The following is a 13,815-nucleotide window of genomic DNA, read 5'->3' as shown; positions in this document are numbered from 1 at the left end:
TAAAACACTTAATTTTGATTTCGAGATAATTAGATTCGAAGCGCTGATGGATACAAGGTTTTTTACTTGAATAGAATATACTGACTAGGAAGCCAGAGACTATTGGTTAACCTATACCATGTGACTTCATCGGAGGTGGATGAATACTCAAGTCTAATTTTAGTTCCGTGTTTGAGTGTGCCAGATATCTTACCAAAAGGTCTATCATAGAGATTAACAGATTTATCAACAATATAGTCCACAGTAGCGTCAATGAACATAGCAAGTTTGGCAGCACCATGGACAGGAGGTTCAATGGTAATTTCAGCTGTGGATATAGACATAAGTGTACTGTTAAAAACAATCCATAAGGGACCACCAATACAATACCATTTTGTATTTTCTGCTGTTGTAATAACCGTAAAGGTTTTCCAAATAGTTTGTGGAGATAGGTTGATTTTAAGTCGCTTTCCACCTGGAGCATCATATACAGGTACCGAGCTTTGCATCTTAAAATAGAGAAAAGCCGGCTCGTTTGCAAGCCATGCCCGTCGGCGATAGAAAAATGTTAGAGAAGAACTTCCTAAAGAACGAATTCCTCGAACTGATCCTTTGACATTTAGTAGGCTGTACTCTGGAATAGAAGGTGAATATAGCTGATACGCATCTCCTAGATAGCCCTTAGATAATTTGGGTGATAAAATTAGTTCGTTTGTATCGGCATCTCTATAGAAAATCCATATCGAGCCTGCTGTTTTTTTATGGAATACCAGAGTCAAAACTGCATAGGGGCTAACGTAATTTTTTGTGAATCCCTTAAAATTAATCAGGTCAAAATTTTCAAGAGGTTTAATCCGATAATTAATTTTCTCACCAAGATGTCCACTAACAATTTGTGGTGTAGCCAGTTCGTTTGCATCTTCATCTGTATAGATAATTAGCAAGACTGAATCTTGAAATTCTTTTTTTTTGTATGAAGACTTCCTTGCAATTTCGACGGATTTCTTACTCTCAGATTGTTCTACGAATTGTCGTTCAGAAAGATCCTTCTCCTTCTGTGCAGATGTAACATCATTCTTACTTGTCTTTCTTGCATATTTTCTTTTTGAATCGCGTGATAATAAATTCTTAATGAACTTAGGAAATTTCAAAAATGCACCGCCTTAGAAACAAATGGAAAAGATTGTAATATCATTTTTAATTTTTAAATGAAATATCGACAACTCTATTACCAGTTGTAATTGTTACATCAGCAATTGATGAGTTTGTTAGTTTTTCAAGTACAAAATTAATTTCTTCTTCAGTAATCCCACGTATCTTATTAGAAATAACAATCTCGCTGGTCGTTGCATTTTTTCTGAAGACTACACGCGTGTTGCCAAGTGTGTAAATTTTGATGAAATGGTTAATAGAATGTGCAAGTTCTTGTTTTATCTTTCTTGAGTAACTACTACTAACGTCTATTAGATGCATTATAAAACCCCCTTGCTAATGCTAATTATTTTTATACTCCTATTATAATATAAAATGGTACATATAATATAGCAAAATGCTATAAAAAAAGGAAATGTAAGTGAATTTGCATTTCCTTTCGATTAAAGTTTATTTTTTTGTCTGTTTAGTAATGTTAGCAATTTCAGGTGAATCAATTTTTATTTGGTCATCAGTAAGTTTTGCTTCAAAGATCTTTGCACTTGGATGTTCCAAATAGTAATCTGCAATATTGTCTTCAAGTTGTTCCTGAATAACACGTCTAAGTGGGCGTGCTCCCATTTGAGGACTGTAACCCAAATCAACGAGCTTGTCTTTAACATCATCCGTTACACTTAGTGAAAGTCCTTGGTGAGCCATCATCGAATTAACATCATTTAACATCAACGATACAATAGAGACTAAATCTTTTTTGTTGAGTGCATTAAATTCAATAATATCATCAAAACGATTTAAAAACTCAGGTTTAAAATACTTGTTAAGCTTATTCAACACAGAGTGTGTATTCCCAGTAGCAGCAGCACCGAATCCGACACTCGCAACAGAATCTCCACTTCCTGCATTTGAAGTCATGATGATAATAGTATCTTTAAAGCTAACTGTTCGGCCCTGCGAATCAGTTAGACGACCATCATCGAGTATTTGCAGAAACATATGCATCACATCAGGATGTGCCTTTTCGACTTCATCGAGTAATAATAAGCTATACGGATGACGACGAACCTGTTCAGTCAATTGACCAGCTTCCTCATAGCCAACATATCCTGGAGGTGAACCAATCAATTTTGAGATTGAATGCTTTTCCATATACTCGCTCATATCAAAACGAAGCATCGAATCTGTTGTACCAAAAAGCTCTTTTGCCAGTTGTTTTGCTGTCTCGGTTTTTCCTACACCAGTGGGTCCTACAAATAAGAAAGAACCGATTGGTCGGCCTGACTTATTAAAGCCAACGCGATTACGCCTAATTGCCCGAGTAACCTTGTTGACAGCATCTTTTTGCCCAATTATATGAGAATCTAAGGAAACAGCTAAGTTTTTCAGCTGTGTTTGCTCTTTTTCTTGTAATTCTCCTACTGGAATATTTGTCTTTTCTTCAATAATTTTTTCCATATCTTTTTCAGTGATTATTGGAGAATTTTCAGAATCAACCTTTGTTTCTTTCATTGAGCTTAACTTGTTTAGTTGGTCACGATAATAGGCAGCCTTTTCGTAGTCTTCTGCCTTTAACGCAATTTGTTTTTGCCCTTGTGCGTTTTTAATTTTCTGTTCAATAACATTGGGATCAACTGCTTGAATGGTCAAATTTTTGCGTGAACCTGATTCATCAAGCAAGTCGATGGCCTTATCTGGCAAAAAGCGGTCTTGAATATAACGATCAGACAAGGTAACTGCTGCATTAATAGCTTCAGGAGTGTAGTGGACGTGATGATATGCTTCATATTTAGCTTGAATACCTTCAAGTATTTTGATAGTTTCATTAATAGATGGTTCATCAACTTGTACTGGTTGAAGTCTGCGAGCAAGTGCGGCATCCTTTTCAATCGTACGATATTCATTCAAAGTTGTTGCACCTACTAATTGAAGTTCTCCGCGTGCCAGAGCAGGTTTTAATACATTTCCAGCGTCCATGCCGCCTTCAGCGTTACCAGCACCTACAATCTCATGAATTTCATCAATAAAAAGAATAACATTCTGATTCTGTTTCAACTCATTCATTAATTGCTGCATTCTTTGTTCGAATTGACCACGTACCCCAGTACCTTGAACTAAAGAGACAACGTCCAAGCGAATAACCCTCTTATTTAGCAATTTTTGTGGGACATCGCCATCAACAATTTTTTGTGCTAATCCTTCAACAACAGCGGTTTTACCAACACCGGCTTCACCTATCAATACAGGATTATTTTTAGTTCTTCGGTTTAAAATCTCGATTACCCGTGAAATTTCATTATCACGACCAATTACGGGATCGATATTGTTATTTTTTGCTTCATTCGTCAAATCCAAGCCAAACTGTGCTAGGATTCCACCATTACCACGTCTTCTTCCACCATTATCAGAAAATTGAGCAGATTGTGGCACACCTTGTTGTGCTTGTTGAGTAGGGGTTGATCCATCTCCAAGTGAACGGAAGATATCATTAAGACTCCCAAAGCCAAAAGGATCCTGCAAAGCATTATCCTCACCATTTTTTTGAGACTGCTCCTTTAAGGCGCGGTAGCAGTTTTGACAAAGGTCAATCGATGTTTGCTGCCCATTGAGACTTGTAGAAAGATGAATTGTTGCTGGATTATTTTTACAATTTTGACATAGCATTAAGAACTCACTACCTTTCTTGAGATAAATAAGTCAAAAATATATTTGACCATCTTTGACCTTTGAAAGTAGTATACTAACTTTTCAGTGCTAGTTCAAGCATTAAGCCTTTTTTTATTTGTTTTTTTTGAAGTAAGTATGTATCATAGATTATGCAAAGAAAGGGATGATAGTGTGGCAGAAATATTTACAGATAAGTTGAAAAAATTAGCTGATGGTGAACTTGAAGAAATTAAAATAACAACTGATAATTTTATGAATTTTCAAGAAGCGTTTATGAACTTTCCACAGAGGAAAAGAGTAGTTGGGGAAGCAAGCCATAATGGTGAGATTACCTATCATTTTGAAAAATAAACGGGATTGACACCAGCAAATAACAGTAAAAAAGTTCAAAAAAATTTTATTGTAAAACTTGTATTGTAATTTGATTCATGCTAACATTTACTCTTAGTAGGAGCGATTCTGTCACTATATAATGAAAACGTGTTCTTGAGACGTTTTCATTTTCAGATGAGTTCTTAAAATACTTTATTTATAACGTAAAGGAGTTCGACTAGACATGGAAAAGAAAGAATTTCACATTATCGCAGAAACAGGTATTCACGCTCGCCCAGCAACGCTTTTGGTGCAGGCAGCAAGCAAGTTTAATTCAGATATTACTTTGACCTACAAAGAAAAATCTGTTAACTTGAAATCAATCATGGGTGTTATGTCACTTGGCGTTGGTCAAAATGCTGATGTTACAATTAATGCTGATGGTGCAGATGAAACAGATGCACTTGCAGCAATTGCTGATGCAATGACAAAGGAAGGACTTGCAGAATAATGTCTGAAATGTTGAAGGGTATTGCTGCGAGTGATGGTATCGCTACAGCAAAAGCATATATGCTCGTTCAACCAGATTTATCGTTTTCCGAAAGTTCTGTTGAAGATACAGAAGCTGAGACTAAGCGGTTGGACGATGCGGTTGAAGCTGCAAAAGCTGATCTCAAGATTATCAAAGAGAAGGCTGCTACAAATTTAGGTGCAGAAGAAGCAGAAGTTTTTGAGGCACATTTAACAATTTTATCTGATCCTGAATTGCTTGGAAACATCAAGGACAAGATTGTAAATGACAAAGTTAACGCCGAGGAAGCCTTAAAAGAAGTAACCGATGGTTTTATCGCGATGTTTGAGGGTATGACAGATAATGCCTATATGAAAGAACGTGCGGGCGATATTCGAGACGTTACTAAACGTGTTTTGAGCCATTTACTAGGAGTTACGTTGCCTAATCCTGCTCTGATTAATGAAGAAGTAGTGATTGTGGCACATGATTTAACTCCATCCGATACAGCACAATTGGATAGGAATTTTGTAAAGGGGTTTATCACTGATATAGGTGGACGGACATCGCATTCAGCTATTATGTCTCGGACCCTTGAAATTCCTGCTATTGTTGGTTCAGGCAATGCTACTACCGCAATTAAAGAGGATCAAACTGTTATCATCGATGGCATTGAAGGCGAAGCGATTATTGAACCTTCTAATCAAGAATTAAAGAAGTATGAAGATAAGGCTTCTGATTTTGTTAAGCAAAAAGCTGAATGGAAAGAATTGAAGGATGCTAAGACGCTTACAGCAAATGGTAAGCAATTTATTTTGGGGGCTAATATTGGTACACCGAAGGATGTTGTAGGTGCAACTGATAATGGTGCCGAAGCTGTCGGCTTGTTCCGTTCAGAATTTTTGTACATGGATGCAAGCGAATTTCCTAGTGAAGATGATCAATTCGAGGCATATAAACAAGCTGTTGAAGGTATGAATGGTAAACAAGTTGTTGTTCGTACAATGGATATTGGTGGCGATAAAGAATTACCTTATTTGCCGTTGCCAGAAGAAATGAATCCATTCTTAGGATATCGTGCTATTCGTATTAGTTTGGATAAGCAAGATATTTTCAGGACGCAGTTAAGGGCTTTGTTGCGTGCATCTAATTATGGGCGTCTAGCAATTATGTTTCCAATGATTGCTACAATAAAGGAATTTAAAGATGCTAAAGCTATCTTTGAGGAAGAAAAGGCTAAATTTGTTAAAGCTGGGAAACCCGTCTCGGACGACATTGAAGTTGGTATGATGATGGAAATTCCTGCAGCAGCGATGATTGCTGATAAATTAGCTAAGTATTCTGATTTCTTCAGTATTGGAACCAATGACTTGATTCAATATACTATGGCTGCTGACCGCGGAAATGAACGTGTTTCTTATTTATATCAGCCTTATAATCCATCAATTTTACGTCTTATTAAGAATATTATTGATGCTTCACATGCAGAAGGTAAGTGGACCGGAATGTGTGGCGAGATGGCGGGCGATCAGATTGCTGTACCTATTTTAGCAGGTCTCGGTCTTGATGAATTTTCAATGAGTGCAACTTCTATCCTTAAGACACGTAGTTTAATGAAAAAGTTAGATACAGAGAAAATGAAAAAATTAGCTGAAAAAGCAGTTAGTGAATGTGAAACAACTGAAGAAGTTATTTCTTTAGTTAAAGAGTTTACTAAGTAATAGATAGTTCATTTTAGGGGCTGGGTCAAAAGTTAAATTTTGATCTAGCCTCTTTGCTTATTCTTGATAAATAAGGCTGATCAGACAAAATTTTTTTTGCAACCTTGAATTACTAATGGGAAGATAGATGTACGCTATTTTTTAATTTAGTATCAGCATTGCTTGCTAAAGTACAAATTCGTATGCGTTATTTTATTTGAATTTGAAGATTAAGTAAAAAAACTATTAAGATTAAAAATGATTTTTAATGAAAAATTGAGGAATCATTGCATTAAGTTGGCGGAACCAATATAATTAACAATGACTATTAATTATTAAGGGGGATGCTCGTGAATATTGGGATTTTTACGGATACTTATTTTCCGCAAGTCAGTGGCGTAGCTACCTCTGTTAAAACATTACGTGAACAGTTGGAACAACATGGGCACAATGTGTACATTTTTACAACGACTGATCCAAATGTCGAGCCTAATCAATACGAAAGAAACATCTTTAGATTTAGCAGCATACCTTTCATTTCATTCACTGATCGACGAATTGCAGTCAGAGGTCTGTTTAGGGCTTATCAGGTTGCAAGGGATCTGGAGTTGGATGTTGTGCATACTCAGACAGAATTTTCGATGGGGTGGATTGGTAAATTTGTTGCTAAAAACCTGAAGATTCCATGTATCCATACCTATCACACAATGTATGAGGATTATTTACATTATGTCGCTAAGGGTAAGTTATTGAAGCCATATCATGTGAAGCAGATGTCACGTACATTTTGTTACCATATGACTGGGATTGTTGCACCAAGTGAAAGAGTCTTGGATACTTTGGATCGATATGGGATTAAGACTCCTGTGACAGTGATTCCAACAGGTGTTGATATTAAGAAGTTTGAGGACGTTACAGCCGATTTAGACTTACGTGAAAAATATAATTTTAAGAGTGATACACCAATATTGTTGACATTAAGCAGACTAGCTTATGAGAAGAACATTGATAGATTGATAAATGTCTTACCTGAAGTATTAAAAAAAATACCGGATGTAAAACTATTAATTGTTGGTGATGGTCCAGCTATGGAATCTTTAAAACAACAAGTTACTGATTTGAAATTAGAATCAGCTGTCATTTTTACCGGTGAGGTAGATAATGAAGAGGTTGCTAATTATTATCATACAGCTGATTTGTTTGTCTCAACTTCTATTTCTGAATCGCAGGGTTTGACCTATATTGAAGCTATGGCGTCTGGACTACGTGTTGTAGCTACGCATAGTCCATATACTGATGAGTTGTTGAGTGATAGAGATTTTGGTGGAACTTTTAGCAACAAAGATGAATTAATTGATAAAATTGTTTTTTACTTGGATAAAAGTAAGGAACAAATTAATCAAGATAAACTAAGGTCCAAATTAACTTCTATTTCTGCAGACAATTTTGGCGAGAAAATATTACAGTTCTACGCCGATTGTAAAGCATTGTATGGTAAGGAAAGTGAAACTAGTCATTCTAGCGAAACGGGCTGATTAAGGGAGTTTTAAGATGTTGAAGATTCAGATGTTTTCTTCTGCCACGAAAGTAAAGGGGCAAGGGGTTGGTAGTGCGTATACAGAGCTAATCGGATTGTTGCGCAAAAAGTTATCAGGAAAGTTAGAAATATCAATTAATAAATTTAGCAAGTCTGATATCAGCCATTATCATACGATTGATCCGCTCTTCTTTTTGACAACCTTCTTTCCAGGGAGAGGTCGAAAAATTGGATATGTCCATTTTTTACCCGAGACACTAGAGGGCAGTTTGAAGTTGCCTTGGATTATTAAAAAAGTTGTTTATCGTTATGTAATTGCATTTTATCGTAGAATGGATCATTTGGTGGTTGTCAACCCGATTTTTATAAAAGATCTTGAAAAATATGGAATTTCAAAAGATAAAATCACGTATATTCCTAATTTTGTTTCGCGAGATGTCTTTTTTTCTCAAAATACTGAAGGAAAAATAAAGATTAGAGAAAGACTTGGAATTGCTCAGAATAAATTCGTTATACTTGGAGTTGGACAAGTTCAGGAACGTAAAGGTGTTCCTGATTTTATTGAACTCGCTAAGAAGTTGCCAGAATTTCAGTTCGTATGGGTCGGAGGTTTTTCTTTTGGAAAAATTACGGATGGATATGATGAGCTTAAGAAGGTTGTTGATAATCCTCCAAAGAATCTTATTTTTCCAGGAATAGTTGATCGCATACAGATGAATGATTATTATAATGCAGCTGATGTCTTTTTGTTACCATCATACAACGAGCTTTTTCCGATGAGTATATTAGAAGCTTTCAGCACAGGGACACCTGTCGTATTGCGGTCACTTGAATTATACGAGGTCATCTTGAAGGGATATTATCTGTCTGGCAAAGATGTCGCTGAATTTGAGGTGATTTTAAGGAATTTGGCAAATAAGTCTGAATTAATTAATGAAATGTGTCAAAAGTCATTAAGTGCTTCGAACTTTTATTCAGAGGATAATCTAGCTAAAATATGGTACGACTTTTACTGTCAGCAGACTGAGATGGTGAAGGGATGACAAAGAAAAATAAAATTGTCTTATTGTTGATGTTTATCTTTGGGAGTATTATTTTAGGATTCTCTTTGCGCGATATTTCATTCGGTTCATTAATGCATGATGTTTCTTCGCTTAAATGGGGTTGGTTGCTAGTTGCATTTGCAAGTATGGGGCTATCATTATTGATTGAAGCTGTTGTGGTCAAAATACTATTACATCGTGAAGGATCTAAATTTAGTTGGCGGGATACTGTTAGAATACCTTTGATTGAACAACTTTTTAATGGAATTACCCCCTTTTCTTCTGGAGGACAACCCGCACAATTGTTTGCACTCCTACAATCTGGTATTGATGCAGGGAGAGCAACATCAGTTCTTTTAATGAAATTTGTGGTATATCAGTCAATGATTGTTATTAATTTTGTATTTGCATTATTCATCGGTTTTCATTTGATAGCAGACAAGATGCATGCCTTGTCTATTTTATTTATTTTTGGATTTGTAGTGCATTTAGTAGTTATATTGGCACTATTATTGGTAATGTACTGGTATGACTTTACTAAGAAATTAGTTAAGCTGTTGTTTAAGCCTGTCAAATGGTTCTCTAATTCTGAACGCTACATGAAATGGGAAAAAGCGATTGATGAAAAAATTGATAATTTTTATGAGGAAAGTGTGCGCCTGAAGGGTAATTGGAAGCTATTACTGAAAATAAGTCTATTGACTCTTGTTCAGTTATCTTTTTATTATGTGATACCCTATTTTATTTTGTTAGCATTGAATGTTTCGCATGCTCAAATATTATTAGTCATTACACTGCATATCCTTATTGTAATGGTTATTTCGCTGTTCCCAATTCCGGGTGGTTCAGGAGGGGCAGAGTATAGTTTTTCAATGATCTTCTCAACATTTATAGCCAATTCTAGTAAGTTAGTATTAGCCATGATTTTGTGGCGCTTTGTGACTTATTACTTTGGAATGCTTCTTGGGATGATTGCATTGATTATCCCACCTAAAAGTAGAGAAAAATAATTTTTTGAATTAACTCGTCCTCTGTTGGACAGTCTTTGTGGAATCAGGGAGCTTTCTAAAGATGAGGGGCTTTTTCGTATTCAGGGGAATTTTGACTTATGAAACACGATTGTTTGTAATATATTGAGGGTTGGTTTAAAAGCTAAATTTTGAATCAGCCCTTTTTCTATTGAGCTGGAGGGTAGAGGGCTTAATCAAAATCGAATAAAATGATATTGAAAACAGGAGTTAATCAGATTAAAATTATTGCATCAACTATTGGAAATTATTTTAAGGGAGATTTGTAAATTGAATGGCAACCGCAAAATACATTTTTATGCGTGACTATTATAAAAGCAATCTAAAAAGAGGGGGATTTATTAATTCTTTTATTTGTTTTTATATTAAGACACATGTTTTTTAAACTTTTTTAATGTTATTTGAATGATAAAAGTGATATATTTCGTGTATGTTTAATTTTTATTTGTTAAAATAAATTTATTATGTTCATTTAAGGATTGTTTTTCAATCTGGAAAGAAGGAGTTTTTTAAAATGGAGATTTCACAATTGACAGCAATAATTTCACGTTTAGATGCAATGGTTAAAGAACAAAGTGATGAGGTTCAGAGCAGACGCTTTGAAAAAGATGGGCGTGAACGTGGAGTAGTTAGCTATGATAAGGAAACAGACACATTTACTCTTGAAGAATCGTCAGATAAACAGAAATTTGAATTTGACAATATTGATTTAGCTGCAATGGAGATTTACGATTTATTGAATGACTAATTGTTAAAAAAAATTGAAGATGAGTTTTATTTTTATGTTGTGTGCACAAATAGGGATATAATTAGTCTAAATGATATTTTGAAGATGGAGGCAGTTTAATGGGGTCGGTCTTAAACAAGATTAGGAATATCCTGAACACCAAAAATGGTTTCTTTGTTTTATTAATGGTTTGTTTCTGGATTAAAACTTATTGGACTTACCAGACGAAGTTCAGTTTAGGGGTTACTGGTGGGGTTCAAGAGGCAATCTTAATGTTGAATCCACTTCCGTTTGGATTATTACTTTTGGGGATTGCATTATATTTTAGAGGGAAAAAATCATATTGGATTATGATGATAATTGATTTGTTAGCATCACTGTTGCTGTTTGCTAATATTCTTTATTATCGAGAGTTTTCAGATTTCTTATCTGTGGGAATAATCAAATCCTCTGGTTCAGTTTCAAATAATTTGGGACTTAGCATTATGGAAATTATACGGCCAAGTGATTTCTTAGTATTTTCAGATTTTATAATTTTAAGTCTACTTTTACTTTTTAGAGTTATCAAAATCGATAAGAGAAAAACGAATTTTAAGTTGGCAGGGGTAGTTACTGCTTTATCAGTAGTTCTATTTGCATTAAATATAACTGTTTCCGAGAAGAATAGGCCACAATTATTAACAAGAACATTTGATAACAACTATATAGTAAAATATCTAGGATTAAACTTTTATACGGGATATAATGTTTATGAGACGTATAAGGAAAGTTCGACTAGAGCAAATGCTAGCAGTAATGATTTAAAATCTGTGTTGTCTTATTTGAAGAAAAATCGATCATCTTCTAACATTTCATATTATGGTAAAGCAAAGGGAAAAAATGTCTTTATTTTTCACTTAGAGAGTTTTCAACAATTTTTGATTAATTATAAGGTAGATGGAAAAGAAGTTACTCCAAACATCAATAAATTCTATTCTGACAGCAGTACATTATCCTTTGATAACTTTTTCAATCAAGTAGGACAAGGAAAAACTTCAGATGCTGAAACAATGTTGGAGAATTCATTATTTGGTTTACCATCTGGCTCAGTGATGACACAATACGGAACTTCAAACACTTTCCAAGCATTACCTGCTATTTTGGATCAAAAAGGGTATTCAACAGCAGCTTTTCATGGAGATGTAGGAAGTTTCTGGAATAGAGATAATACTTATAAATCTTGGGGATATCAATACTTCTTTGATGATGATTATTACAAGCAAAAAACTGATTATAGTGTAGGATATGGTCTGAAAGATAAGATATTCTTGAAACAGGCGACTAAATATATTCAACAGTTGCCGCAACCGTTTTATGCAAAGCTGATTACTGTTACGAATCATTATCCATATGAATTAGATAAGCAAAATCAAACTATTGCAAAGACTACGACGGGTGATAAGACTGTTGACGGGTACGTCCAGACAGCACATTATTTGGATCAAGCATTTGGCGAATTTATATCTTATTTGAAGAAATCAGGTCTATACAACAATTCAATGATCGTTGTTTATGGTGATCATTATGGTATTTCAAATAATCACAAGAAAGCAATTGCACAATTGCTGGGAAAGAAGTCTGTTTCAAGTTATGATTTGGCAATGTTCCAAAAGGTACCATTTATGATTCATTTGAATGGGCTAAAGGGTGGTGTTAATCATACTTATGGTGGTGAAATTGATGTAATGCCTACTTTGGAAGACTTATTGGGTATTGACTCTTCTAATATGATTCAGTTGGGTAATGATTTGCTTTCGGAGAATAGGAACCAGACAGTAGCATTTAGAGACGGTGACTATGTTTCACCAACATATTCAAAAATTGGGAGTAAGGTATATGATAGCAGCGGTAAGGTAGTTGAAAATCTAACTACTGAACAAAAGGAACAGGTTAATTCTATGCAATCCCATACGGATAAAGTGCTGTCATTATCGGATAAGATTGTTACTGGTGATCTTTTAAGATTTTACACGCCTTCCGGATTTAAGAAGGTAAATAAGAGTAATTACAGCTACAAGTATGCAGATGGAATTAAGAACTTAAAAGCTGCTCAGAAAAAGGGAACTAGCCTAGTTGAGAAATATGGCGGTTCAACTGTAAATTTGTTTAAGACAGATGCGCCTGAACTAAAATAGAAAAGTTATCCAAGAGAGGTAAGTCGGATATAAGTCAGGAAAATGTGTGTATTAACTCGAAATTACGAACAATATGAATGTATGTTGCTATGGGTAATTCTCAAAGTTGGACAGAGAATTTTGACTTATGGAATATATTTATCAATAACAAATAAATAATCTAAGATTAGTTCTGGTATTAATTGGTGAAAATCAGTTAATACCAGAACTTTTTGTTTTACGCTGCAAGTGAAGCTAAGGGCGACTATAAGTCCCTGGGACTAGATCAAAATTTAACTTTTAGTCTGGTTCCTTTTTATTGACTACACGCAAATACGTTTGGTAGGTTGTAATTATTTATTTTGAGTTGTTCATAGTTATATACTTCATTCACAGGCCCAAGTTAGTACTAAAAGTATCTGTATTAGTACAGTATCTTTTCTTATGTTTGAATACTGTGCCGCTGTACTTAGCTCAACGATAATTAAGTGAAATTATTGATAGTATTCAATGAGTCAGAGTTATTATAAAGAGGTAGTACATTTATCTTTTTTAGCGGATATAAATGTAATTTAGAAGTATTTGGAATAAATAAAAAAACTTCTTGACGTGTAGTGTAATAATTGGTATTATATTTGTTGTCGTTGAAAGATATGAATACTTAGCTAAAGTAAATATTTGAATATTTATTAGTTCTACAGGTATTTTTATTCAAAAAAAGTTATTGACTTTAATGAACGATGATGATATTATTGAATAGTTGTGTTAAGCAATTATGTAGACCTTTGAAAACTGAACAAAGTTTCGACAAATCAAATGTGTAGGGTCTCTTGTTTAGTACAAGAGCAAACATTTGCGAAGTCAATTCGCTAGTAAATAATTAATTAAAGAGTCACAAACTTTTAAAATGAGAGTTTGATCCTGGCTCAGGACGAACGCTGGCGGCGTGCCTAATACATGCAAGTCGAACGCAAAACTTTCACCGAATGCTTGCATTCACCGGAAGTTTTGA

Annotated in this window: 11 protein-coding genes and 1 rRNA gene; 9 read left to right on the top strand and 3 right to left on the bottom strand. The window is 34.7% G+C overall.

Annotated features, from left to right (window positions below):
- Positions 1–62: 62 nt before the first annotated feature.
- From FFX44_RS08910 to FFX44_RS08900, 3 genes are all read right to left on the bottom strand, one after another.
- Positions 63–1,130 (bottom strand): MucBP domain-containing protein, encoded by a 1,068-nt coding sequence (locus FFX44_RS08910; protein WP_289980143.1) that lies wholly within the window; start codon positions 1,128–1,130, stop codon positions 63–65.
- Between the two features lie 46 nt (positions 1,131–1,176).
- On the bottom strand, positions 1,177–1,452 hold the full coding sequence (locus FFX44_RS08905) for a DUF1827 family protein (RefSeq protein WP_289980141.1): 276 nt from the start codon (positions 1,450–1,452) through the stop codon (positions 1,177–1,179).
- Positions 1,453–1,581: 129 nt separating this feature from the next.
- Entirely contained in the window at positions 1,582–3,789 is a 2,208-nt protein-coding gene (locus FFX44_RS08900; RefSeq protein WP_289980138.1) for an ATP-dependent Clp protease ATP-binding subunit, read from the bottom strand.
- 174 nt (positions 3,790–3,963) lie between these two features.
- Here FFX44_RS08900 and FFX44_RS08895 point away from each other — a divergent pair, with 174 nt between their 5' ends.
- From FFX44_RS08895 to FFX44_RS08855, 9 genes are all read left to right on the top strand, one after another.
- Positions 3,964–4,143, top strand: a complete 180-nt coding sequence (locus FFX44_RS08895) for a hypothetical protein (protein WP_289980137.1) — start codon at positions 3,964–3,966, stop codon at positions 4,141–4,143.
- Positions 4,144–4,348: 205 nt separating this feature from the next.
- Positions 4,349–4,615, top strand: a complete 267-nt coding sequence (locus FFX44_RS08890; RefSeq protein ID WP_289980136.1) for a phosphocarrier protein HPr — start codon at positions 4,349–4,351, stop codon at positions 4,613–4,615.
- Complete coding sequence (gene ptsP / locus FFX44_RS08885) at positions 4,615–6,336, top strand: phosphoenolpyruvate--protein phosphotransferase (RefSeq protein WP_289980135.1); 1,722 nt, start codon at positions 4,615–4,617, stop codon at positions 6,334–6,336. The genes FFX44_RS08890 and ptsP overlap by 1 nt, the downstream gene beginning before the upstream one ends.
- A 329-nt stretch (positions 6,337–6,665) precedes the next feature.
- Complete coding sequence (locus FFX44_RS08880) at positions 6,666–7,850, top strand: glycosyltransferase family 4 protein (protein ID WP_289980131.1); 1,185 nt, start codon at positions 6,666–6,668, stop codon at positions 7,848–7,850.
- 16 nt (positions 7,851–7,866) lie between these two features.
- Positions 7,867–8,895, top strand: a complete 1,029-nt coding sequence (locus tag FFX44_RS08875; RefSeq protein WP_289980127.1) for a glycosyltransferase family 4 protein — start codon at positions 7,867–7,869, stop codon at positions 8,893–8,895.
- Positions 8,892–9,905, top strand: a complete 1,014-nt coding sequence (locus tag FFX44_RS08870; protein WP_289980125.1) for a lysylphosphatidylglycerol synthase transmembrane domain-containing protein — start codon at positions 8,892–8,894, stop codon at positions 9,903–9,905. Before FFX44_RS08875 ends, FFX44_RS08870 begins: the two co-directional genes overlap by 4 nt.
- A gap of 532 nt (positions 9,906–10,437) precedes the next feature.
- Complete coding sequence (locus tag FFX44_RS08865) at positions 10,438–10,671, top strand: YkuJ family protein (RefSeq protein ID WP_289980122.1); 234 nt, start codon at positions 10,438–10,440, stop codon at positions 10,669–10,671.
- Positions 10,672–10,769: 98 nt separating this feature from the next.
- The gene (locus FFX44_RS08860) at positions 10,770–12,824 is read left to right on the top strand and encodes an LTA synthase family protein (protein WP_289980091.1); all 2,055 of its coding nucleotides are present in this window, start codon (positions 10,770–10,772) and stop codon (positions 12,822–12,824) included.
- A gap of 882 nt (positions 12,825–13,706) precedes the next feature.
- A 16S ribosomal RNA gene (locus FFX44_RS08855) occupies positions 13,707–13,815 on the top strand; the annotation flags it as partial.

Origin of the sequence: Lactobacillus sp. UCMA15818, from assembly GCF_030400225.1 — a bacterium.
In the GTDB taxonomy this organism is placed as follows: Bacteria; Bacillota; Bacilli; order Lactobacillales; family Lactobacillaceae; genus Liquorilactobacillus.
Note: the sequence above shows the minus strand (reverse complement) of the source record. Positions and strands in the feature narration are given on the sequence as shown.

What these genes read in the sequence shown, in the direction of transcription:
- FFX44_RS08905 (WP_289980141.1), bottom strand. Translation starts at nt 1,452, where the DNA reads ATGCATCTAATAGACGTTAGTAGTAGTTACTCAAGAAAGATAAAACAA.
- FFX44_RS08860 (WP_289980091.1), top strand. Translation starts at nt 10,770, where the DNA reads ATGGGGTCGGTCTTAAACAAGATTAGGAATATCCTGAACACCAAAAAT.
- FFX44_RS08900 (WP_289980138.1), bottom strand. Translation starts at nt 3,789, where the DNA reads ATGCTATGTCAAAATTGTAAAAATAATCCAGCAACAATTCATCTTTCT.
- FFX44_RS08890 (WP_289980136.1), top strand. Translation starts at nt 4,349, where the DNA reads ATGGAAAAGAAAGAATTTCACATTATCGCAGAAACAGGTATTCACGCT.
- FFX44_RS08875 (WP_289980127.1), top strand. Translation starts at nt 7,867, where the DNA reads ATGTTGAAGATTCAGATGTTTTCTTCTGCCACGAAAGTAAAGGGGCAA.
- FFX44_RS08870 (WP_289980125.1), top strand. Translation starts at nt 8,892, where the DNA reads ATGACAAAGAAAAATAAAATTGTCTTATTGTTGATGTTTATCTTTGGG.
- FFX44_RS08865 (WP_289980122.1), top strand. Translation starts at nt 10,438, where the DNA reads ATGGAGATTTCACAATTGACAGCAATAATTTCACGTTTAGATGCAATG.
- ptsP (WP_289980135.1), top strand. Translation starts at nt 4,615, where the DNA reads ATGTCTGAAATGTTGAAGGGTATTGCTGCGAGTGATGGTATCGCTACA.